The sequence below is a fragment of the Cytobacillus sp. FSL H8-0458 genome, assembly GCF_038002165.1.
Taxonomy (GTDB): Bacteria; Bacillota; Bacilli; order Bacillales; family Cytobacillaceae; genus Cytobacillus.
Window position 1 is genome coordinate 2249320 of sequence record NZ_JBBOBR010000001.1, and the last position, 23435, is coordinate 2272754.

Annotated in this window: 20 protein-coding genes and 1 other annotated feature; of the genes, 3 read left to right on the forward strand and 17 right to left on the reverse strand. The window is 39.4% G+C overall.

Annotated features, from left to right (window positions below; genetic code table 11):
- Positions 1-4 precede the first annotated feature (4 nt).
- The 12 genes from NYE23_RS10940 to NYE23_RS10990 all read right to left on the reverse strand — a co-directional run bounded on the left by NYE23_RS10940 (position 5) and on the right by NYE23_RS10990 (position 12912).
- On the reverse strand, positions 5-940 hold the full coding sequence (locus tag NYE23_RS10940) for a hexose kinase (RefSeq protein ID WP_341077803.1): 936 nt from the start codon (positions 938-940) through the stop codon (positions 5-7).
- Positions 940-2115, reverse strand: a complete 1176-nt coding sequence (gene nagA / locus NYE23_RS10945) for an N-acetylglucosamine-6-phosphate deacetylase (RefSeq protein WP_341077805.1) — start codon at positions 2113-2115, stop codon at positions 940-942. Before nagA ends, NYE23_RS10940 begins: the two co-directional genes overlap by 1 nt.
- Before the next feature lie 118 nt (positions 2116-2233).
- A complete protein-coding gene (locus tag NYE23_RS10950) occupies positions 2234-3433 on the reverse strand; it encodes an SIS domain-containing protein (protein ID WP_341077807.1) in 1200 nt (399 codons plus the stop codon).
- A 23-nt stretch (positions 3434-3456) separates the two neighbouring features.
- Complete coding sequence (locus tag NYE23_RS10955; protein WP_341077809.1) at positions 3457-4362, reverse strand: ROK family protein; 906 nt, start codon at positions 4360-4362, stop codon at positions 3457-3459.
- A 226-nt stretch (positions 4363-4588) separates the two neighbouring features.
- The gene (locus NYE23_RS10960) at positions 4589-5422 is read right to left on the reverse strand and encodes a carbohydrate ABC transporter permease (RefSeq protein WP_341077810.1); all 834 of its coding nucleotides are present in this window, start codon (positions 5420-5422) and stop codon (positions 4589-4591) included.
- Between the two features lie 14 nt (positions 5423-5436).
- Positions 5437-6339 (reverse strand): carbohydrate ABC transporter permease, encoded by a 903-nt coding sequence (locus NYE23_RS10965; protein ID WP_341080695.1) that lies wholly within the window; start codon positions 6337-6339, stop codon positions 5437-5439.
- A 108-nt stretch (positions 6340-6447) separates the two neighbouring features.
- Positions 6448-7698: an ABC transporter substrate-binding protein gene (locus NYE23_RS10970; RefSeq protein ID WP_341077812.1), complete on the reverse strand. Its 1251-nt coding sequence runs from the start codon at positions 7696-7698 to the stop codon at positions 6448-6450.
- A gap of 217 nt (positions 7699-7915) precedes the next feature.
- Positions 7916-9190: a Gfo/Idh/MocA family protein gene (locus NYE23_RS10975; protein WP_341077813.1), complete on the reverse strand. Its 1275-nt coding sequence runs from the start codon at positions 9188-9190 to the stop codon at positions 7916-7918.
- A gap of 92 nt (positions 9191-9282) precedes the next feature.
- Entirely contained in the window at positions 9283-10332 is a 1050-nt protein-coding gene (locus NYE23_RS10980; protein ID WP_341077814.1) for a LacI family DNA-binding transcriptional regulator, read from the reverse strand.
- A gap of 370 nt (positions 10333-10702) precedes the next feature.
- Positions 10703-10870: an aspartyl-phosphate phosphatase Spo0E family protein gene (locus NYE23_RS25285; RefSeq protein WP_445662598.1), complete on the reverse strand. Its 168-nt coding sequence runs from the start codon at positions 10868-10870 to the stop codon at positions 10703-10705.
- 238 nt (positions 10871-11108) lie between these two features.
- Complete coding sequence (locus tag NYE23_RS10985) at positions 11109-11753, reverse strand: response regulator transcription factor (protein ID WP_341077815.1); 645 nt, start codon at positions 11751-11753, stop codon at positions 11109-11111.
- Positions 11754-11766: 13 nt separating this feature from the next.
- Positions 11767-12912: a sensor histidine kinase gene (locus NYE23_RS10990; protein WP_341077816.1), complete on the reverse strand. Its 1146-nt coding sequence runs from the start codon at positions 12910-12912 to the stop codon at positions 11767-11769.
- Between the two features lie 1001 nt (positions 12913-13913).
- Here NYE23_RS10990 and NYE23_RS10995 point away from each other — a divergent pair.
- Positions 13914-15572, forward strand: coding sequence for a M4 family metallopeptidase (locus NYE23_RS10995; RefSeq protein ID WP_341077817.1), 1659 nt, complete (start codon positions 13914-13916; stop codon positions 15570-15572).
- A gap of 193 nt (positions 15573-15765) precedes the next feature.
- On the opposite strand, the gene NYE23_RS11000 is transcribed toward NYE23_RS10995, so the two are convergent.
- The 5 genes from NYE23_RS11000 to ilvB all read right to left on the reverse strand — a co-directional run bounded on the left by NYE23_RS11000 (position 15766) and on the right by ilvB (position 20828).
- Positions 15766-16461: an HAD family hydrolase gene (locus NYE23_RS11000; protein WP_341077819.1), complete on the reverse strand. Its 696-nt coding sequence runs from the start codon at positions 16459-16461 to the stop codon at positions 15766-15768.
- A 264-nt stretch (positions 16462-16725) separates the two neighbouring features.
- On the reverse strand, positions 16726-17676 hold the full coding sequence (gene ilvA / locus NYE23_RS11005) for a threonine ammonia-lyase (RefSeq protein ID WP_341077820.1): 951 nt from the start codon (positions 17674-17676) through the stop codon (positions 16726-16728).
- Between the two features lie 72 nt (positions 17677-17748).
- Positions 17749-18774 (reverse strand): ketol-acid reductoisomerase, encoded by a 1026-nt coding sequence (gene ilvC / locus NYE23_RS11010; protein WP_341077822.1) that lies wholly within the window; start codon positions 18772-18774, stop codon positions 17749-17751.
- 45 nt (positions 18775-18819) lie between these two features.
- Positions 18820-19113, reverse strand: a complete 294-nt coding sequence (gene ilvN / locus NYE23_RS11015; protein WP_341077823.1) for an acetolactate synthase small subunit — start codon at positions 19111-19113, stop codon at positions 18820-18822.
- Complete coding sequence (ilvB, locus tag NYE23_RS11020; RefSeq protein WP_341077824.1) at positions 19110-20828, reverse strand: acetolactate synthase large subunit; 1719 nt, start codon at positions 20826-20828, stop codon at positions 19110-19112. The genes ilvN and ilvB overlap by 4 nt, the downstream gene beginning before the upstream one ends.
- A 44-nt stretch (positions 20829-20872) precedes the next feature.
- Positions 20873-21126, reverse strand: a binding site (T-box leader).
- A 210-nt stretch (positions 21127-21336) separates the two neighbouring features.
- Between ilvB and NYE23_RS11025 the strand changes: the two genes are divergently transcribed.
- The gene (locus tag NYE23_RS11025; RefSeq protein WP_341077826.1) at positions 21337-22017 is read left to right on the forward strand and encodes a response regulator transcription factor; all 681 of its coding nucleotides are present in this window, start codon (positions 21337-21339) and stop codon (positions 22015-22017) included.
- Positions 22014-23393 (forward strand): sensor histidine kinase, encoded by a 1380-nt coding sequence (locus NYE23_RS11030; protein ID WP_341077827.1) that lies wholly within the window; start codon positions 22014-22016, stop codon positions 23391-23393. Before NYE23_RS11025 ends, NYE23_RS11030 begins: the two co-directional genes overlap by 4 nt.
- Positions 23394-23435 lie beyond the last annotated feature (42 nt).

Consider the following 23435-nt stretch of genomic DNA (forward strand, 5'->3'; position numbering starts at 1 on the left):
TCTATTAATCTATTTTTTTCACCTGAACTAGCTCAAAAATAGATTTGAACTTGTCTGGGTTAATATAGCCTGTCTTTTCTTCCATGGTATTAAGCATCCCTGCGGCCATGGCCGTTCTCAGTACATTAGGAACAGTCTGGTTGTGTTTCAGGGCAACAGCAAGGCCGGCTACTGTAGCATCACCTGAGCCAACCGGATTTACAGCATTAATCTCAGGGATAATCACACGGTAAAAGTCTGGTCCATGTTTAACAAAGGCTCCATCCTTCCCCATCGATACTATAATCCATTCAATTCCTTGAAACATTTCACCTGTTAGTGCCTCCTTATATCCTCTGATGCTGTGATTTAGTTCCATTCCAAGGAGCTGGGAAAGCTCTGTCGCATTCGGTTTAATGGCAAATGGCTTTACCTTATGAAGCAAAACCTGGCGCAGTGGCTCCCCAGATGTATCAACGATGACAGGGATTCCTTTCTCCCGGCCTATCTCGGCCATTCGTGTATAAAAATCGGAAGGCAGCCCATGCGGCAAGCTTCCGGATATTGTCACAAGGGAAACGCTTGACAATAACCTTTCGTATTCGGCAAGAAAGGCGGTACCGTCCCCTGCTGTCACCACCGGACCAGACTCCAAAATCTCTGTCTGCTTTCCATCATGAAGAATGGCAATACAATTTCTAGATTCCTGGTTAATGTTTATGAACTCATTTCCAATCTTGTCCTTTGTCAATTCCTGAACAATATAGCCGCCAATCGTTCCGCCAAGTAAACCTGTTGCCAGAACCTCTTCACCTAGCTGCCTGATGACGCGTGCAACATTTAATCCCTTGCCGCCAGCGGTTTTCACAGCATCTTTAACACGGTTCACACTATCAAGCTTGAAATCGGAAATTAGATAGGAGATATCGACCGATGGATTCATTGTGACAGTTAAAATCATCACACTTCCTCCTTTTGCATGAATTTTTCAGCTTGATAACGGCACACGCCATCAAGAAACGTTGCCACTAGCTCCAGTTTTGGCGTTAACACAATAAAGTCGGCATCAAGTCCGGCTGCTATATTGCCGCACTCCCCATCAAGATGAATACTTGCAGCGGGTGCCTTGCTGGCCATATAGATTGCTTCTTCAGGAGTTGCAATTCCCCATTCCACGATATTTCTGACCGCATCGATCAGCCGCAAAATACTTCCTGCTAAACTTTCTGACTCTAAACGGGCAGCCCCATCCTTCACTTCGACTGGAAATTCGCCTAGCTGATAGCGGCCATCAGGCATGCCGCCAGCCATCATGCAATCAGAGATAAGGACCGTTTCTTTTCTGCTCCTGGCATTCATTAACACCTTTGCAGCGGCCGGATGGACATGGTGCCCATCACAAATAATTTCGGCAAACACATGAGATAGAGACAGGGCAGCACCTGCCATGCCAGGCTCACGATGATGCAGCCCACTCATGCCATTGAAAGTGTGAATAAAAATCGTGGCCCCTTTTTCCACCGCATGCTTTGCTTCTTCATATGTAGCATTGCTATGGGCTAACCCAACAGCTATGCCATTGTTCACTGCATACTCGATAAATTCTGCTGCCCCCTGCCTCTCCGGTGCAAGAGCGATTTTTTTTATTAAATTACTCGACTGCTGTTGCCACGTATCCAGCATTTCTATGGAAGGATCACAAAAATAGCTTTTGTTCTGCGCCCCTTTATGTTTTTCAGTAAAAAAGGGACCCTCTAAAAAGATTCCTTTTATTTTCGCACCCTTAACCTCTGTATAATGTTCGCCAATCATTGCCGCCACTTCATTCAATAATTTAGTTGAAGAGGTTAATGTTGTTGGCAAAAAAGAAGTCACACCGCATGAGAGCAGCCCCTCAGAAATCGCTTTTAATCCGTCAAGATCATTGTCCATCACATCATGATTTTGAAATCCATGGATATGAGTATCAACTAACCCTGGAGCAATCCATTGCCCGGCATAATCGATAACCTTAGCTGTTTCGGTTGGCAATTCATCAATAAAAGAGGCAAACCTTCCCTCTTTTATTTTTAGGAAGCCAGGACCCGCTGCCCCGTCTTCGAGAAAAAATTTATCTGCATATATATATTGTTCCATACATTGCACCTCTTTTTTCGAAAGGCTGTTTTCTGAAACGTTGATGTACCAGCATTCTGAATTAAAGAACCAGAAACCCGTTTCACTTTATTTCATTTATTATTTATTCTTTCGCGAGTTACAAAAAGAGCTTGGTTCCCTTTTCTTTTTCTTCTTTATATTTGTGTATAGTGACTCCTTTTACCACACGGTTGACAGTTCCGTTTGGCGAGGGGGTATCAGGTTTATTCCCGACTTTAATGGCAGCAAGCAGCGCCATCGTTTGTCCGATCATAATAAACGGAAGAGACATATACGCATCTGGAACTTCTCCTGCTATTCCGTCAAATAAAAAGGCATCTCCCGAAAAAAGCGGGTCCGCTTCTGACGCGATCGCACAAACTAATGGAGAGATCTGATCCTGTTTTAGTTCATTTAAAATATCCAAATCGTATTGGCGGGTATACGGGTTGTTTGAAACGAAAACGAACACAGCCGTCTTTTCATTCACAAATGATTTCGGACCATGGCGGAAGCCAAGTGATGAGTCAAAGGCTGTCGCAACTTTTCCCGCTGTTAATTCCAGAATTTTCAATTGCGCTTCTCTCGCCAAGCCCTCAAATCCGCCAGATCCAAGATATATGATCCGTTCAAAGTCAACCGCCGCTATTTTTTTAATATCCTTTTCTCTCCAGATGACACTTTCACCCATAAGCCGGATTTTATTAACAATTTTCTCCTTTTCTCCATCTGAAGAGGAATCAAAAATAAGCAAGGCTGTTAACGCCATACATGTGTAGCTACCGGTCATAGCGAAGCCTTGGTCATTGGACTTTTCAGGCATTATCAATAGCAGATTGTCCTCATCCCCGATTGCACGCTTTGCCAGCTTGCCATCCTTTGAGCATGTAATCGTTAATTGATAGAGATCCGTTACAATTTGCTCTGCCAGCTCAACAGCTGCAACGCTTTCAGGACTGTTTCCGCTGCGGGCAAAGGATACAAGCACGGTTGGAATATCACTTTTGAGAAATTGATATGGATTTGAAACAATCGCTGTTGTCGGCACACTCTGCAGACCCCACTGTTGTTCATCAACTTTCCCCTTTAAATACGGGGTAACAGTGTCACCTACGTATGCAGAGGTACCGGCACCTGTAAAAATGACGCGAATCTTCTCGTGCTTTTTCTGTATATTGCGTAAAAAAGCTTTTATATCCCCGCTTTTTTGCAGAAATGAATGTAATGCTTCACCCCATAAATCAGGCTGCTGCTTAATTTCGGCAGTTGTATGCTCCGCACCTAACGAAATTAATTTTTCCTTGTTTAAATTAAACATCTTTGACACTCCTCTATTAAAAATTAAATGCATCCAAATACTTGCAATCCCGCACCGATCACACCATTATCCTGCTTGATTGTACTGATTGACATACGGCTTAATAGATGCTGTTGTTCAGGGATCTGGTAGATTTTTAGTTTTTCCTTAATCATTTCAAGCAGGTAAGAATTATTTGCGATTACGCTGCCGCCAAAAACGACTTGGTGCGGGTCTAATAAACATGAAATAGAGTAGATACCCTGAGCCCAACTATCAGTCACCTCGTCAATGACCGGCTGAAATTCCAGCGCACCGGCTCGATAGCGTTCAAAGACATCCTTTGCCGACAAATCCGCTACTTGCAATTCTCTTTCAGCTATTTTGGCAATCGAGGGTCCTGCAGCCGCTTTTTCCAGCCTTTCGAGCTTCCTATCAGCTGCTCTTGTAAAAATAGGAATCAAGCCTACTTCTCCTGCGAATCCCGCCCCTCTATAAAAGGATCCATTATGAATGATAGCGCAGGAGATGCCCGTGCTTATCGTAATATAGACAAACGTTTCATCTATTTTTCCACGTGTAGCCTTCCACTCAGCATATGCAGCGGTATAGACGTCATTGTCAGTAACAATCCTCTCGAGTTGGAAATGTTTACGCAGCCGTCCAGCAACAGGGAATTGTGCCCACGGCAGGTTATTTTGAAAAACTGCAATCCCCTGCCCCCGATCGACCTTTCCTGGTACACCAACACCAATACCTTCCATGTCACCTATAGAATAAGCGGTATTTTTTAAAACTTCTTCTACCGATTCTACGACTCTGATAAACATTTTTTCTCTGCTCGATGGATCACTTTTTACTTCTGCCCGATATAGCAATTCCCCGGTTTCAGAAACAATTCCCGCCGCAATCTTCGTCCCGCCAATATCAATACCAATGGCTTTTCTCATAACATTCACCTCGACAGTAAAATTTCTATATGAACTCAATCTTTGTAAGGATGGGTTGTTGGTACAAGATGATCATTAAAAAAACTCATAGATAGAAAACTATGAGTTCATTTAATTAATAATTTTATTATAACACTAAAACTTGTTGGGTCAACCCGACATTTAAAATGTTATTTTCCTTCAAACTTTAAGCTCCAGCTGTGAAGAATAGTGTTAAACCAAATTGTTATTTCCCTCCCGTAACAGCAATCCCTTCAATAAACTGTTTTTGCAGGAAGACAAACAAGATCAGCATTGGCAGGATGGCTAGAAAAGATCCAGCCATTAGAATTGGGTAATTGGTCAAAAATTGCCCCTGAAGTGAGGATAATCCCACTGATAGAGTCATAGACTCAGGAGAACTATTGACAATCATCGGCCACATCAATTCATTCCAGCTCCAGAGTGTTGTAAAGATCCCAAGAGCGATTAAACCCGGCTTTGCAAGCGGGAGCATCACCTTCCAATAAATTTGAAAATGGTTGCAGCCATCAAGTCTGGCCGCCTCCTCCAATTCTTTAGGCAGTCCCATGAAAAACTGCCGCAATAGAAACGTGCCAAACGCGCTGAACAACCCTGGTACAATGACTGCCTGCAGGGAATTGAGCCAGCCTAATTTCACCATAATCATATATTGCGGCAACAGGAAAACTTGCCCAGGCACCATTAACACAGTAAGCGCTAACAAAAATAGAATGTTTCTCCCCGGAAATTCAATTCTGGCAAAGGCATATGCAGCTAATGAACATAGGAACAATTGGCCGGCTGTCCGAAGAACTGTAATAATTACAGTATTGTACATAAATTTGAAAAAGGGCAGGAGTCCAAATACCTCTTTATAATTTCCCCACTGAAAATCTTCGGGAATCAAAACCGGGGGTACTTGAATCGATTCAGCATACGTCTTTAACGAGGTAAGGATCATCCATAAGAAAGGCAGAACCATTGCTGCAGCCCCAATAATCAGGATGAAATGGAAAAGGAATGTTCTACTTGTAATAAGCTTAAGTGCTCTGTCCATCGGCATCTCTCCCTTTAATCATAATGAACCCATTTTTTCTGAAGAACCATCTGGATGGCTGTAATTATTAAAATGACCGCTAATAAAAGAACTGCAATAGCCGCAGCATACCCTTTATCGTTTAGTACAAATGCATGCTGATAGAACAAATAAACAATGGACTGTGTACTTTCAAGCGCCGTGCTGCTTTTTCCAATCATCATGAAAATCAAGTCGAATACTTGAAAGGCACCAATCAGTGACATAATGGACACAAAGAAAATAACTGGTGAAAGCAGCGGCAGTGTAATTTTAAAAAATACAGTGACAGGACCTGCACCATCTATTTCTGCTGCCTCATAATACATCTTTGGAATACCTTGCAGCCCTGAAAGAAAAATGACCATATTATAGCCAATGCCGCTCCAAATCGCTACCGCAATAATCGAATATAAAGCAATTTTAGGATCACTTACCCACTGCGGCCCTTCAATTCCGACCAAGGATAATAAATAATTAAACATCCCATAGTCTGCGTTATACAGCCATTTCCAGACCATCGCAATGGCAGCTGGCATAGTGATGACTGGCAAAAAGTATAAAGTACGGTAAATAGATTTACCTTTAATATTCTGATTTAAGAGAACAGCCACAACAATAGACAGGAAAATTCCAATCGGCACGGTAAAAATGATATAGATGCTTGTGTTTTTAAATGCTTGCAGGAGAGCTGCATCCTCAAGCAATCTCTTATAATTGTCTAAGCCTGTCCATTCATACTGTCCAAATGCACCCCATTCGGTAAAGCTAAAGTAAAAATTCTGAGCAATGGGCCAGAGATAAAAAATAAACAGACCCAGCATTGTAGGTGCAATCATAAGATAAGCCCAAAAATAGTCTGAACGCTTCCTCGTTTTAGCAAGGTTAGAAACCTTTATCTTTTTGGCTGATTTTACATCTGTCTGAAGAGGTACTTCCCTCAAAGTCATCCCTCCTTATATGAATGGAAGAGAAGAATAGCAAAATCCTTCTCTTCAATTTAGTAATTACTTGGACAATGCCTCATTTGCTTTCTTTGTCAGCTCTTCTGCTGCTTCTTCAATACTTATTTCCTCACTCCAGGCCTTTTTAAGTACATCTGTTTCGTACTGCCAGATTTCCCCCGTTTTTTCCACACTTGGCAAAGGCACTGAATATTCTGCTCCATCAATAAATGCTTGAAGGTTTAAATTAGGGACCGATTCTTTCCATGCATCCTGTGTACCATTAAATGCTGGAATAACGGTTCCTGTTTTGGCATAAACTTCTGCTGCTTCTTTGGAGCCAAGGAATTGAACAAACTTCCAGGCTTCTTCTTTATGTTTTGTATTCGAAGATATTACATTGGAAAGCCCGTGGATAGAAACGGCACGCTTTTTGCCTTGTGGAACCACCGCTACATCTAAATCAGGATTTTTCTTATATTCAGGAACCATCCAAGGACCATCAAACATCATCGCTATTTTTCCAGATGAGAATAATTCAGAAGCCGCCGTTTCGGTCATCTGTGCTTGAGTAGGAGAGAGTCCTTCTTTAATAAAGCTGACATTGTATCCTAATGCCTCGATTGCCTCAGGCTGATCAAAACCTGCGGACTTGCCATCCTCAGAAATGATATAGCCGCCATTTTGCCAGATGAAATCGTAATATCCTCCCTGATTGCCCATTAATGCCGCATAGCCCCAAATTCCTTTTTCTTTGTCAGTCAGCTGTTTCGCAGCTTCCTTCAATTTTTCCCAATCCCATGTTTCATCCGGGTAGGATACTCCGGCTTCATCAAAGATTTTCTTGTTATACCATAGCCCGGTTGTATCGTAATCCTTTGGAATCCCATAAATATCTCCACCTACCGTGTAAAGATCAATCAGTGATTCCGGGTAATTTTCTAAGCTATAGTTGTCCTTTTCCGCCATTTCACTTAATGGAAGAATGACCTTCCCTTCTGCATACTGCACAACATGTGCACCATTCATCCATAAAACATCTGGCAAAGCACCGCCCGTTGCCGCTGTTTCAAGCTTTTGAAAGTATTGGCCATAAGGTGTGATTTCTGTTTTCACTTGAATGTCCGGATATTTTTCATTAAATAACTTTATAATTTCTTCAATCGCCGGAACCTGCTTTTTATCCCAGAATCCATACGTAATCTCAACCTTGCCATCTTTTCCTCCGCCGGATGCTGCATCATTATCACTGCAGCCTGATAGGCCAATCACACCTAATACAACGGTTAATAGCATGATGATCCATTTCTTCATCCCATTTCCCTTCTTTCCTAAAGTTTTTTGTTTGCCTAACTCAAAACATAAGGGTTTATCTCTAGATGAATAAAAATGTTATGAACGTAAATTATTTATAACGTTTACCACCTCCTTGGATAACGTTTTCCAAATTCTCAGTTTTCTGCATTAAGATATAATCTTAACGGGTCAAAATATATTGCAGCACTGCTTAAAAAGCTGTGTTTACAAACTTTTAAACTTGAATATTCCCCACTAAACCATGATAATATTCATCTATATTAATAGATTGACCCTGGTTTAACCGTGACTCTTCCGCTGCAAATGCCATTAGATGACTTCTTACAGATGCGGAAACAGAAGAAACACTGTCCTCCTTATTGCCATTCCGGACTTCTTCCAGGAATAGTCTCATTATTCCACGGTCTCCACCGCCATGCCCGCCGACTGGCTGATCAAAATGAATCACTGTTTCCTGCCTAGTTAGGAAATCAAAAATTGAGATTTTATTTTCTTCCATGTTTCCGCGGATTTCACCTTTGGTTCCCATTATTTGAACGATTCGAGTTTGTTCTCTTGTAAATCCGCACATGCTGAAGGAAGCGGTTGCTCCTCCCTCAAATTCCATATTGACAACTTGATGGTCGACGACATTATTATCTGAGCGATATACACACTTTCCATAAGGCGTTCTATTCAAGGCTTCAATTATGCCTTCATTTGTATAATCTTCTGTAAATTTTTTTGCCCAGCCTCTTCCTTCTCCGAGGTAATACCGTCCTGCATGGAATGGGCACTCCAGCTCGGCAGGACATCCATCCAAGCATCGCAATGGGGCTCCTTCCGGGGCATTTTCCGCTTTAAAATGCATCAGGGATCCATATGAACTTAATAGTTTACATGGTTTTCCCAGTACATATGAAATGATATCCATGTCGTGACAGGACTTCTGGAGGATCATCGGACTTGATTTTTCTTTGTTATTCCAATTGCCTCTTATAAAACTGTGTGACATATGCATAACTTCAACATTTTCATTTAATTGAAGAGATACAACTTCACCAATCTCCCCTCTGGAAATTACCTTTTTAATAGCTTTCCAAAAGTCGGTATACCTGAGCACATGACAGATCGTCAGCTGCCGGCCATATGTTTTAGCTTGCTGTTCCATTAATATACATTCCATCGGATCTGGTGACATTGGTTTTTCCAAGAGTACATGATACCCTTGCTCTAAAGCTCTCATGGTAACTTTGAAATGATTTCTATCCAGGGTGCAGATAATGGCAATATCGGCAATTTGTTTGTCCAGCTGAGAGATCTCTTCCCATGATTCATAGCAATTTTCATTTGAAATCTGATGTTCTTGCTGGATTCTCCCTCTCCTATCCTTATTGGGTTCTGCAACAGCAACAATCTTTAATTCATGCGGATAATCGAGAGCATATGGTGCATATGCTCTCGCCCCTCTGTCCCCAGCTCCTATTAAGATCGCTGTCATTGTCTTCATGTAAATTTCTCCTCTCTATTAGCCAAATAAATTCGGAAAATTTTCCTCATTTTATCCAAACGTTTTCCAGACGTTTTTAAAAAAAGAACCGATTAGGTCCGTTTTTTTGAAGATGATTCACGAGTAACTAACTCAAATGGTAAAATAATTTTGATTGGCAAAACTACTTTTTCTTCTACCATTTCCATAATCGTTTTAGCTGCCATTTTTCCCATTTCATATTTAGGGATTTCTACAGTTGAAAGAGGCGGTGATGAATATTTCCCCATTTCTATATTATCCACTCCAAAGAAGGCAATATCTTCGGGGATTCTTAACTTGTTTTCTATAACTGCTCTCATTGCAGCCAATGCCATTAAATCACTTGCACAAACCATAGCTGTCGGCAAGTCTCCCGGACTGCTTTTAAGGAGCTGATTCATTCCCTCATAGCTGTTTTCCATTTTCCATCTGGTATTAATAACCCATTCATCTCGAATTGAAAGGCCTGCTTCTTTCATAGCAGATTGATAACCCTTAAATCTTAATTCTTCATTCAAGTTATGGAAGGCTTCATTAATTCCCCCTCCGATAAAACCAATATCACGATGACCCAGACTCACTAAATGCTGGACAACTTTTTCCAATGCTGCCACACGGTTATAATCTATAATGGCAATATCTTTATCGGAATAGTAGAAGTCAAGTCCCACAACAGGAATTGTTTGCTGTATGTAGTCAATTAAGCTCTCATCGATACTGTCGATCAGCAGCAGTCCTTCAATCCCGAGTTCGTGAATGGTCTTAAGAAGAAGTGCTTCATTTTCAATTTCATCCTTTGTAATACTTATTAATGTATAATCATTTTCTGTTAAAGTATCACGAATACCAGTATAGATATTAGAAAAGTATGGATTTAATTCTGCCTGTGTAGGGTTGGCAACCCAGCCGATTTTCATTGTCCTGGCATCACTTTTATTTTGTCTGTTGCTGACCAGATTTCTTGCATGCTGATTGGGTGTATATCCCAGCTCTTTGACAGCCTGCCAGATTTTATTTCTCGTTTCCTGGTTAACATTCCGTGTCTGGTCATTCTGAATGACTCTGGAAACAGTAGAAATAGAAACGCCAACATACTCCGCAATATCCTTTAATCTAACCACAAAACACACCTCTAGGCTGTAACTTCCTGCAGTAATCGCCGGAATTTTTTGAATTTAAGTAGACTATATCACCTGAATTTATTTTAAGTCAAGAGTATTTGATATTTATTTCGTTTATATAAACTCCTTCCAGTCTGGATTTTCACCCTATAAAACAGTAGCATTTTATTTTTTCAGAGAGGTTGGCTGCACACCTGTGATCCAAATTTCCCCATTGTGCAGTTAACAATTATTTCTTCTTCCTTTAACAAAGAATCAATTTCCTCTTCAAAAGGGTGATTTATGATGTTTGTTTTTGATATATTAAAACTCTCGATATAATAATCTTATAAATGATACGCTTTGCACTGCCCTTACATCTACACAAAAATTACTTTTTCTTCAGAAATTTCGTATTTATCTTTTGTTTTTGCTGCTCCCATATATACACGTCCAATTCCTGGCTGAGTTGAATGGTCTTTTTACTCAAGAATCCATTTTTCCTTATACTATTAATCATTTTACTTCGAGCTATTTCAATTAGATCCTCCTTACACATGATTCAGCACACCCCTCTACCCATAAGAAATTAACATTTCTGTAATAATATTTACATTCATCTTTATGTAACTATTATGGTAGAATTAATCAATTTTGAATATTGAGTGTTTGTTCTATTTTTATAGACACAATATTTTAGGTCGAAATAGTACAAAGGATTTAGATTGAATATAATACTGGACTGGTCATTTTTAAAATTAATAACCAAAAAACCTGCCTTTAACGGCAGGGAGATTTTAATTTAAATAGGGCACCAATTTATTCTGCACAGCATAAATAATGGCTTGTGAACGACTATTCACGTTTAGTTTTTTATATATTTTATTGACATGAATTTTTACAGTTTTATCGCTTATTGATAGTTGTGCGGCGATTTCCTTGTTGGACTTTCCTCTGACCAACTGATTGAGCACTTCCTTTTCCCTGTTGGTCAATTCATTATTTTGAGTGGCAAAGTCGTTATGGATACGATGATAAGAAATTAATTTACTTGCCATTTTAGGATGTATAATAGAATTTCCTTGATATATTTTTCGTATTGCGTCGATAACTTCCATGGAAGAAGCATCCTTTAACAAATATCCGTCAGCCCCTTCTCTCAGGGCAGATTTAAAGTATTCATCATGATCAAACATAGTTAAGATTAGTATTTTACAGGCAGGATACCTGGCCTTGATAATGGAAATAAGTTCAATTCCATTCTTATTAGGCAGATTAATATCCAACACGATTACATCCGGCGCAATAGTATCCAATTGCTTTAGCAATCCATCTCCTGAATCTGCCTCACCTACCAGGAGCAAGTCCTCTTCTATTTCCAAGATACTTCGAATTCCGTCTCTTAATACAGTATGATCATCCACTAACATTATATTAATCATGATCTCACTCCCTTTAATTATTGTGCCGTATGGCAAGACGGATTTCCGTGCCCTTGCCTTCTGCGCTGTCTATCTCAAATTTGGCTCCAAATTTATGTGCGAGCTCGTTCATGGTGAGGATTCCAAAATGAGGTTCTGTTTGGCATTTTATCAATTTTTCAAATAAAGAAAATCCTATACCGTCATCTTTAATTTTTATCATAGTCTGCTCTCGTCCATATTTGAGAGTGACTTGAATCTTTTCAGCCTTTGCATGTTTTACTGAGTTTTGCAGACTCTCCTGGAATATATCATAGACTAGTTTTTCTACTTGACTTCCTAAAGGGTATGGCTCCCCTTTCTGAGTGAAAATAATACTCGCTTTTCCCTCGGCCATCTTCTGGATTTTTTCTTGTATCGCCCGTTCTAATCCATTTTGTTCCAAAGGGCACGTCCTTAAAGAATATATCGATTCACGAAGCTCTTTTATACTGTCTCTTAGTTTGTCAATCCACTGTTCAATTGAATAATTAAGATTAAGGTTGTCCCCTTTATATTCATTTTTCTTTCGCAGCGCAAGCGAGGATTCCATCTGAAAAACTATACCTGCCAAAGACTGACCAATACCATCGTGAATATCACGTGCAATGCGGCTGCGTTCTTCCAAAATCATCAGTCTCTCATTTTCTAGTATTAAGGACCGTGTTTTCAATGTGCTAGCCAGCACATTGGATAATACGGTTAGTGAGCGAATTTCACCAAAACTAAAACCAATCTCACTTACTCTGCCGACCATTAACATACCTATTTTTTCATTGTCGACAATAAGAGGGGAAAATGCCTGCGAGAGAATCATATTATTAAAAATTTGATTGCATGGCAACTCCTTGGAATCGTTTCCTGTCAAAATGGATATGTCTGAAACTCCTTCTAAGAATAATGAAAGTTCATCACTGAATGCTACTTCGCTTTTTACCTGTCCTTCCTTAAATAGAAGCTTCCATGTATCATTTTCTTTTGCTAATAAAACGAAAGCATTAGCATTAAAGGTCTCCGCTAGAAGGCTTTTCTTTTCATGAAGGTCATTTGTATTGATACGGTTTAATTCAGTAGTAAGGACGGACAATGCATTCAACTTCTTTTTTTCTATCACTGCTTTTAAAAGAATCGAAATGGTCATTGCTAACAATATCCAAATGGATAAGAATAGTATAGTTGTAAAATCTATTATGTCTCTTGGAAGGTAATTTGTATAAACCTCTATAAAAAATATTAGAATCATGGACATAATGCCGATAATCATTTCCTGTAAAGTTTTACTTCTCCACTCTTCCCAGGTATATGGCAATGGCCTGATGGAAAATAGAATATCATTAATTAAATTATTAATGAAAAAATATAGAAGAGTAAAAATCAAAATGAATATAAGACTTTCTAGCAGATAATCTATATGATAATTTTCCATCCCTATCTGTATTTTATTTAGAAACCATTCAGCCCCCATCAGAGAAATCGAATATTGGGCAATATTGTAAATGGTTGAGGGAAGGGATCTTTTATGATGAAAAGATTCAAAAATAAGAATAAATGCAAAGATTACAATTGTCGTATAAATATTGAAATATAAATTCATGACATAAAGGATTGGAAACGTCATTGTACTGAACATTCTTAAACAGAATAAGGGAATTTGAAAATACTCTGACAGCAGCATGAGTACTATCAGAAGGATTAGTATTATAGGCTTTTCTGTTAAAGATACAAAAGGGATAGAGTAAAATATAATTATCCATCCGAGTAGATCAATGAGCTTCATATAGTAGTCAGCAAACATTTTTCGATATTGAATTACTTTATCTGTCATATGCACCTCTCCTGACAACTTATAATAAAAAACCGGGACTGGACGAATAGAAATCTACTAGCCAATACCGGTTCCTAACTGCATATACATGCAAAGTTACCATTAATTATAGCTTACAAATTCTTACATGAAAATTCTACTATAGTTATAACTTATATTATAACTTAGGTTATAGACCTTCTAATACTCTTTTTTCCTCTATACCTATTTTTGATAGGCTTATTTATTCAAAGTTTTTAAAATTATTTAAAAACTCAGTTTTAGCTGATATTATTAGTCTCGCAACACACTTTATGGTAACCAAGGAGGAAAATTAAGTGAACAAGAAAATTTTAGCTCTAGGGTTGTCACTCGGTCTGACTGCCAGTGCCTTCTCTCCTGCCACATCACTCGCTGCACCAAACAACGTCTTATCCGTATCCAAGTACAATGAAGCAGTTGGTTCCCCGGAATTCATCTCAGGAAAGCTGACAAATCCATCGAAGAAAAATGTTGAAGACATTGTATTCGAGTATGTGAAAGCCAATAAGAAGAAGTTCAAGTTAGGTTCAAAAACGGCACAAGAATCGTTTAAGGTAACATCTAACAAGAAGGACAAGCTGGGTTCTGCTCTTCGATTACAGCAAATGTACAACGGAGTGCCTGTTTGGGGATCCACTCAGGCTGCTGTTGTTACGGATGAAGGGGTTTTAACTGTGTTCTCGGGCACTGTCACTCCTGATTTGGAAACAAAGAAAGGCCTTAAATCAGAAAAGAAAGTCAATGCTAATAAAGCCATCAATATTGCAGAAGGCGACCTTGGATTTACACCAGACTATGAGAAAAACCCATCAGCTGAGCTTGTGGTTTATACTAAAGGGGAGGAAGCGACTTACGCATATCAAGTAAACTTAAACTTCCTTTCTCCAAAACCAGGAAACTATAATTATTTTATCGAGGCCTCGACAGGCAAGATTCTAGACAAATACAATGATCTTCATGAAGCACACGCTAAGCCTTCTTTTAAAAAGACTGGAAAACCGGTGGCTCTTAGTGATGCTACAGGTTCCGGCAAAGGCGTTTTAGGGGATACCAGGTCGTTAAATATGACTTTCGACGGAACTTCATATTTCTTACAAGATAGAACAAGGGCTGCGGGAGTTTTTACATACGATGCTGTAAATCGTTCAAGATTACCTGGTACACTTTGGACAAGTCCTGACAATCTATTAAATAGCACATATGATGCTGCTGCCGTTGATGCCCATTATTATGCAGGCAAGACGTTTGATTATTATAAGAACGTATTTAATCGCAACTCATATGACAACAGAGGTTCAGCTTTAAAATCGACTGTCCACTATGGCAGCAGGTACAATAATGCATTCTGGAACGGAAGCCAAATGGTATATGGGGATGGAGACGGTACTACATTCCGTCCGTTATCCGCTGGTCTAGATGTAGTTGCGCATGAACTTACACATGCGGTAACAGACACCAGTTCAGACTTAATCTATCAAAACGAATCTGGTGCATTAAATGAAGCTATGTCCGATGTTTTTGGTACTCTTGTAGAATTTTTCGATAATAATAATCCGGATTATGAAATTGGAGAAGACATCTATACACCAAATATCGCTAACGATGCCCTTCGATCTATGAGCGATCCAACAAAGAGTGGAGATCCTGATCATTACTCAAAACGTTATACGGGTTCTGAGGACAATGGAGGAGTTCACATAAATAGCGGGATCATCAATAAAGCTGCGTATCTATTAGCGAAAGGCGGCACTCATTACGGTGTGACCGTTTCGGGTATCGGTAATGAAAAAGTCGGCCAAATCTACTATCGTGCCAATACGGTTTACTTAACGGCTTCTTCTACATTCAGCCAGGCTCGCGCTGCATTAGTACAGTCTGCAGCAGACCTGTATGGTGCTGGGGCTGCTGAAGTAGCTTCAGTCAATAAATCGTTTGATGCAGTAGGCGTTAAATAATTATAAAAATTGGATGATCCTGGAAAGTTAAAACAATGACTTTTTAGGACCATCCTTTCGTATTTTACATATATTAATGGATGGTATTATGATGAATAGAATAATTGACTATCTTGAAGTTTATAAATGGACATCAATAAAGTTTTAAGCAACGGTGAATCAAACTCAAAAAAAAACGATGCCTTATAAATCATCATCTGTTTGTTGAAGAACAATAATGTATTTGTTTGACTTGACTCCCCAATAAAATATTTTTTAATTCGACAACACTATTTACAATATAATTAGGGTTAACATTATTTAGTTCCTCAAATGAACCATATCCATAAGTTACTCCAATAGAGTCAATACCAGTATTATTCGCACCTATAATATCGTGCATTCTGTCGCCAATCATAATAAAGTCTTCTAGCTTATTTTTATTGTACTTTTCTAGTATAAATTGAATAATCTCTGTTTTTGATGTTCTTGTTCCATCAAGATTACTTCCAACAACAAGTTCAAAATAGTGGTCAATATTAAAGTGCTTTAGTATTTGTTCCGAAAATACCGTAGGTTTTGAAGTTGCAACTACTAAAATAAATTGTTGTTCTTTTAGCGATTTTAACAGGAATGGAATACTTGAATATAACTCATTCTCAAACATCCCCTTTGCCTTAAACCTTTCCCTATAATAACTAATTGCTTTTTGAGAAGCTTCCTCATCAAAGTCGTAATATTCAGCAAATGAAACTTGTATTGGCGGACCTATGAAACATTCAAGCTTGCCTATATCAGGTTCTACAATGTTCATTTTCTGTAATGCATATTGAACCGATTTGGTTATTCCTGCTTTTGGGTCTGAAAGTGTACCGTCTAAATCAAATAAGATAATTTTGTATTTATCCATATGATACTCCCTTGGTTTTAAATGCTCGCTAATTTTTTCCGATATTATCCATTCAACCCCGCGTTCTGCTACTAATAAAAAGTAAAATGTTACCAGCATTTTAAAGTTAGTATAATTGAACTAGGCTGTCAACTGAATATTACTTTTAAAAACCAAAGAACCGGATAATAAGTGAACCTAATTTTAAAAAACAGTGAATACTATTCAATATCCACTGTTTTCCTTCCCCATAATTTTAGGTAATATATATTTGTCATTAGAATCTTATAAATTGGATACTCTCTTAGACTGAGATATTTCCTGATAGGTTTGCATTTTAACGGGGTCTACATTTCCTCCGCTTATGATACAGCCCACTTTCTTTTGTTCAATCGGTGCCTTTTTGTATAAAATAGCAGCCAATGCAGCGGCACCCGCTCCTTCAACCAGCATTTTTTCTCTTTCAAGCATGAACAGGATTGCATGGGCAATTTCTTCTTCAGTTACTGTTACGATATCATCCACATACTTTTCTATGATTGGAAAGGTTTTAATCCCTGGCTCCTTAACCAATATCCCATCCGCTATTGTGCTAATAGGAAGAAGAGACTTCATTTTTTGCCCTTTAAATCTCTGATAGGCTGCAGATGCCCCTGATGCCTGCACACCGATCACTTTTATTGAAGGATTATTAGCTTTGACTCCAAGTGCAATTCCCGATATCAGCCCGCCCCCGCCAATGGGTACAAAAATAACGTTTAATTGACTATTTTGCTGCAGCATTTCTAATGCAATGGTTCCTTGCCCTGCTATAACCCTATCATCATCAAATGCATGAACAAAGGTACTGCCACTTTGGTGCATTTCTTCTGTCGCTAAATGATAGGATTCATGATACGTTTCTCCGGCCAATACGGCTTCAGCACCATATCCCCTAGTGGCAGCTACCTTAGCAAGCGGAGTATGCCTGGGCATATAAATTGTCGATTTGATTCCTCTTAACGATGCGGCCAGCGCTACTCCTTGAGCATGATTTCCGGCAGATGCGGCTAGAACCCCTCTTTTCACTTCCTGATCTGATAGAGATAAAATTTTATTCATGGCTCCTCTTAGTTTAAAGGATCCTGTTTTTTGCAAATTTTCCAGTTTTAAATAGACGTTGGCATTCGTTAAGTAATTTAATGTTGTACTTTGCTTTAAAGGAGTCTGATGCACTTTATCCATTAATGTTTCCATTGCTTCACCAATTTTCACACTTTTAACTAAATCCCCAATTTTCTCACCTCGAATTTAATTTTTATGATCTTATTATTCAGTCAAACGCTCAGATACTTCCCTTTTTGGCTCTTGCTTAACAAACGGCATCATTTTTCTCAAGTTTATACCAACAACTTCAATCGGATGCTTCTTTTCGCGGTTATTAATCGCATTAAACACTGCCCGGTTTGCCTGATTTTCTAAAATCCAGCTCTTTGAAAATTTTCCCGTTTGTATATCCTCTAATACTTCCTTCATTCGTGCCTTTGTTTCGGCGTTAATCACTCTTGGTCCGGATATAAAATCACCCCATTGGGCTGTGTCCGAAATGGAATATCTCATTCCTTCCAGACCTTGCTCATACATAAGATCAACAATCAACTTAAGCTCGTGCATACACTCAAAATAGGCAACTTCCTTTTGATATCCAGCCTCCACAAGGGTTTCAAACCCCGCTTTTACAAGAGATGTCAAGCCGCCGCAAAGAACCGCCTGTTCACCGAATAAATCGGTTTCGGTTTCTTCCTGAAAATTCGTTTCTAATACACCAGCTCTAGCCGCCCCGATCCCTTTTGCATAAGCTAATGCAAGCTCTTTTGCCAGGCCCGTTACATTTTGGTGAACACCGATTAATGCGGGAACACCCGCTCCCTCTTCATAGGTTCTCCGGACTAAGTGCCCTGGACCCTTTGGTGCCACTAAAAACACATCCACATTTTCAGGTGGAACGACCTGATGAAAGTGAATATTAAACCCGTGGGCAAAAGCAAGTGCCTTTCCTGCAGATAAAGAAGGCTTAATATCCTTCTCATAAACGGTCGGCTGCATCTCATCCGGCAATAATACCATGATGACCTCTGCAGCCTCACAGGCTCCCTTGACAGGCAGCACAAGGAAGCCGTCCTCCTCTGCCTGTACCCATGATTTTCCTGACCGTAATCCCACGACTACTTTATGTCCGCTATTACGCAAATTTAATGCATGTGCATGACCTTGTGAGCCATAACCAATGACGGCAACTGTCTTCCCTTTTAAAACTTCCTCATTTACATCCCCATTATAATAAACCTTTACCATATCAAATCTCTCCTTTTCCTCGGTAATTTACTGGAAAGTTTGTGCTTATATCAGTACCTTCTTAATCGATGACAGTTCTCTGGCAATGACATATTGGTCAGTTATATCTTCTACAGAAATGACATCAATCTGTTTATCTATTTGCTTCACCAGCTGCAGGAATTTATGATCATCCTCTGCCTCTGTTACTACTGAAATTTTTGAAAATTCTTTTGCCTCAGTGTAGACTGCTGCTGCAAGACTTTCGATTTGGTAATGATGCTTTGTAAACAAACCCATCAGACGGGTTAAAATTCCATTTTGATTATGGACTATTACCGAGACCATCCGCTTTTTCATGGTTTCACCCCAATCATCTCATGTAATCCTTTCCCTGGTGCTACCATAGGATAGACATTTTCAGCAGGATTCACGCGGCAATCCAGCAGTACCGGCTCCCGGTCTGCCAAAACTTCCGGAAATATCCTCTCTGCTTCCTCACTTGTGCTCACTCTATAAGCTTTTATCCCATAGGATTCAGCCAGCTTTAGGAAATCTGGCTGCTGGGATAAGATAGAATGTGAAAATCGCTTATCATAAAATGTTTCCTGCCACTGGCGGACCATTCCGAGAGATCCGTTATTGACGATTATGACTTTTACCGGCAGCCCCCATTCTTTTAATAAGATTAGTTCTTGGAGTGTCATTTGAAAGCCCCCATCCCCAACTAACGAAACTACCGTTGCACCAGGATCTGCCAGCTGTGCACCAATGGCTGCCGGGAATCCAAATCCCATTGTCCCTAATCCGCCGGAGGTAACCCAGCGGTTTGGAAGAGAAAAAGAGTAATATTGCGCTGCCCACATTTGATGCTGGCCGACATCCGTAGTCACAATCGCATTACCTTTCGTATGTTTGTGTACTAATTCTATTAAATGCTGGGGTGGAAGTAATTCATGGGTATCGTTATACCAATAGGGATGACTTTTTTCATATTGTTCTAAATGGTTTAACCATTGTATTGAATCTGGCCCTTTAACTTTTTGACTCATCATCATCTGTAAGACTGCTTTTGCATCTCCTGCAATCGGAAAATGAGTCTCGACATTTTTTCCGATTTCAGACGGATCAATGTCAATATGTGCAATCTTTGCTTTTGGTGCAAATGAATCTAAATTACCTGTTAACCGATCATCGAAGCGTGCACCTATATTGATTAATAAATCACATTCATAAATAGCCATGTTCGAGGTGTAACAACCATGCATACCGGCCATCCCTAAAAATAGAGGATGCTGTGCCGGAAATCCGCCAAGTCCTAAAAGTGTGTGGACTACAGGGATTTGATAACGCTCTGAAAATGTAAGCAGTTCATGTGAAGCTCTTGCATGCAGGACTCCTGCTCCTCCTAAAATGAGAGGCTTTTTGGATTCGCTGAGTGCGGCAAGCAATCTTTTTATCTGTAAGGGATTAGGACTTGCTGTTGGGCGATACCCTGGCAGATTGATCTCAGCCTGCAGGGATGCAGCAGTATGTTGAGCTGCCAAATCCTTGGGGATATCTACCAATACAGGGCCAGGTCTTCCGGTTGTGGCAATATGAAAGGCTTCTTTCACAATTCGAGGAAAATCCTCTACCCTTTTCACCTGATAATTATGCTTTGTGATAGGTGTCGTAATCCCGACCACATCTGCTTCCTGAAATGCATCCGTTCCAATAACCTGAGAAGCAACCTGACCTGTGAAAATAACTAGCGGCAATGAATCCATCATGGCATCCGCAATCCCTGTCACGATATTTGTTGCACCTGGCCCTGAAGTAGCCACCACAACACCCGGCTTTCCTGAAACACGGGCATAGCCTTCAGCCGCGTGGATGGCTCCCTGTTCATGACGGGCAAGAACATGCTTAATCGGTGACCTGTACAAAGCATCGTAAATACCCAAAACCGCCCCGCCAGGATAACCAAACAAAATTTCTGTACCTTCCTGTTTTAACGCCTGGATGAGAACGTCTGCCCCGTTCAGCTTCAACTCTTCTGATTCCAAATTTAACATCGCCTGTTTTGATTCCATGTACATCTCCCTCTTTTCAGGAAAATAAAAAAACCCGCCCCTAATATAGGGACGAGTTAGCTCGCGATACCACCCTAGTTCCGTTTGCGGATAGAAAAATCCACTTACGGCACCTCGATCAACGTACAATCATACGTGTTCCTTCGTAACGGGGGACCACCCGGCAATACTTACTGAAAGAGTTCAGCATTGCATCTCGGAGATGATTTTCGGATAGGTTCTGAACATCGGCTTGCACCATACACCGACTCTCTGTGGAACAGGGCACTTATCTTACTCTTCTCGTCATCGATTTTATTTTCCGAAATTTATTAATTTTAAAATTATCAGCTTAACAATCATTTGTCAAATACTTTTTTATTTTGAAATTTTTTAGAGTTGATTAGAAAATAATTGAGCCTGGAAATAAAGTGAACAGAAGGATCGATTAACCTTTGATACTTGATGTGCAGCTTATTACCGGATATTCTATTAGTGATTTCTATTTTTTGCATAGGGAGTATCTTAGATGACGAATATTCTAATTGTCGATGATGACATCCATATTTTAAAGCTGGTAGATGTTCATTTATCTGCAGCAGGGTATAAGGTATACGAGGCTCAGGATGGTATACAAGCTTTAAGCATCTTAGGTAATAAAAAATGTGATTTAGCAGTTGTGGATGTGATGATGCCTTATATGGACGGTTATGCCTTAACGAGAAAGATTCGGGATGTACATGACATTCCAATCATCCTGTTAACGGCTAAGAATCAAATTGAGGATAAGGAAAAAGGTTTTCAATCCGGGACTGATGATTATGTGGTCAAGCCATTTGAACCAAAGGAGTTACTCTTTCGAATCAAAGCATTGCTTCGACGATATGATAAACAGCCTGATGAATCAATTATTCGTGTTGGACATACGACTATAAACAAAAAAAGCTATGAAGTTCAAATTGGAGACCGAACGATATTTTTACCCTTAAAGGAGTTCGAACTATTGTATTTTTTCATTTCAAACCCTATGCAGGTGTTTTCCCGGGGTCATCTTATCGAACATATCTGGGGTTTGGATTATGAAGGGGATGAACGGACTGTAGATGTCCATGTAAAAAGATTGAGGGAACGTTTTTCTAAATTGACGGATGATTTTCAAATTAAGACAGTACGCGGGATTGGTTATTTATTGGAGGCAAAACGTGGATGAAGTCTCTTTATGTGAAATTTGTTGTGATTACCACCGGAATCATGATTTTAAGTGGAATCTTAGCTTTTTTAATCTCAAATGCTTATTATCAGCAAACATTAAAACCCTATAATGATCAAAAAATCACAAAAATTGCCCTGGATATAACTGCATTTGCTGAAGAACATCCGAATATCAGTCTGAAGGAGTACCTAGAGAACCTTTCTGCCATAGGATATCAAATTTATCTGGCAGACGATTCAGGAAAGGAATCCTATTTTGGCGCAAAGTTCAGGGATAATACCCTTTCTCCTTCCACTAAAGAGCAAGTATTAAACGGTGATATTTATCATGGTATTATCCATTTCCCACAAAAAACCTTTGTGACAGGCTTTTTTGCAAATGAACTAAAGAATACAATAGGTGTCCCTTTAAAGCATAATGGCATTAACTATGCTCTTTTTATTAGACCTGATATTAAGCTTCTTTTTAATGAGATGCATATTTTATTTGGCTGGCTTCTCGTTTTAATGATTGTGATTAGCATCTTGATGGTAGTTGTCAGTACAAAATATTTAGTGAAGCCGATATCTAAATTAACAGCGGCCACAAAGTCACTTGCGAAAGGAAACTTTCATGTTGAGCTTGATATTAATCGCAGTGATGAATTAGGGGAATTATCACAAAGTTTTTTGCAAATGTCGCGTAAATTAGAACAATTGGATGAGATGAGAAAAGAATTCATCTCAAACATTTCTCATGATATCCAATCCCCCTTATCTAATATAAAAGGGTATACCAATTTATTGGAGAAAGAATCACTTGAGTATAAAGAAAAAACAAAATACATTTCTGTCATAAATGGGGAAATTAACAGGCTATCTACTTTAACAAAACAATTATTGCTTCTTGCCTCATTAGATCGCAATGAAGAAATTATGAAGAAAAAAATATTCAATGTTGCCCAGCAAATTAAGGAATTGATTCGTAATTATCAATGGGCTGTAAATGAAAAAGACATTATGCTTGACTGCTCCTTGCCAGATACAGAAATTACGGGTGACCCCTCTTTACTGAATACGGTTTGGGATAATTTATTAACGAATGCTATTAAGTATAATAATCCCGCTGGCAGTATTGAAATATCGATTGAAGAAAGCAGAGAATCGGTTTTTATCACTTTTGCAGATACAGGAATAGGCTTGAACGTGCAAGAAATAGATAGAATATTTGACCGCTTTTACCGGGCAGATATCGCGCGCACGCGTTCAGTTGAGGGGACAGGACTTGGCCTATCAATCGCTGCCACCATTGTTAAACTGCATGGTGGACAAATACATGTGAATAGTAAAGAAAAAGAAGGCACTTCATTTGTTGTTGAATTGCCTGTTGGTTAATATTGGGCTTTCAATTGTGTCAGGCATTTTCCGCGGAAAATG

Coding starts and splice junctions, on each gene's coding strand:
- NYE23_RS10940 (WP_341077803.1), bottom strand. CDS start 940: ATGATTTTAACTGTCACAATGAATCCATCGGTCGATATCTCCTATCTA.
- NYE23_RS10955 (WP_341077809.1), bottom strand. CDS start 4,362: ATGAGAAAAGCCATTGGTATTGATATTGGCGGGACGAAGATTGCGGCG.
- NYE23_RS10975 (WP_341077813.1), bottom strand. CDS start 9,190: ATGAAGACAATGACAGCGATCTTAATAGGAGCTGGGGACAGAGGGGCG.
- NYE23_RS10985 (WP_341077815.1), bottom strand. CDS start 11,753: ATGATTAATATAATGTTAGTGGATGATCATACTGTATTAAGAGACGGA.
- NYE23_RS11000 (WP_341077819.1), bottom strand. CDS start 16,461: ATGGATAAATACAAAATTATCTTATTTGATTTAGACGGTACACTTTCA.
- NYE23_RS10970 (WP_341077812.1), bottom strand. CDS start 7,698: ATGAAGAAATGGATCATCATGCTATTAACCGTTGTATTAGGTGTGATT.
- NYE23_RS25285 (WP_445662598.1), bottom strand. CDS start 10,870: ATGTGTAAGGAGGATCTAATTGAAATAGCTCGAAGTAAAATGATTAAT.
- ilvB (WP_341077824.1), bottom strand. CDS start 20,828: ATGGAATCAAAACAGGCGATGTTAAATTTGGAATCAGAAGAGTTGAAG.
- NYE23_RS10960 (WP_341077810.1), bottom strand. CDS start 5,422: ATGGACAGAGCACTTAAGCTTATTACAAGTAGAACATTCCTTTTCCAT.
- ilvN (WP_341077823.1), bottom strand. CDS start 19,113: ATGAAAAAGCGGATGGTCTCGGTAATAGTCCATAATCAAAATGGAATT.
- NYE23_RS11030 (WP_341077827.1), top strand. CDS start 22,014: ATGAAGTCTCTTTATGTGAAATTTGTTGTGATTACCACCGGAATCATG.
- NYE23_RS10950 (WP_341077807.1), bottom strand. CDS start 3,433: ATGTTTAATTTAAACAAGGAAAAATTAATTTCGTTAGGTGCGGAGCAT.
- NYE23_RS10990 (WP_341077816.1), bottom strand. CDS start 12,912: ATGACCATTTCGATTCTTTTAAAAGCAGTGATAGAAAAAAAGAAGTTG.
- NYE23_RS11025 (WP_341077826.1), top strand. CDS start 21,337: ATGACGAATATTCTAATTGTCGATGATGACATCCATATTTTAAAGCTG.
- ilvC (WP_341077822.1), bottom strand. CDS start 18,774: ATGGTAAAGGTTTATTATAATGGGGATGTAAATGAGGAAGTTTTAAAA.
- ilvA (WP_341077820.1), bottom strand. CDS start 17,676: ATGGAAACATTAATGGATAAAGTGCATCAGACTCCTTTAAAGCAAAGT.
- nagA (WP_341077805.1), bottom strand. CDS start 2,115: ATGGAACAATATATATATGCAGATAAATTTTTTCTCGAAGACGGGGCA.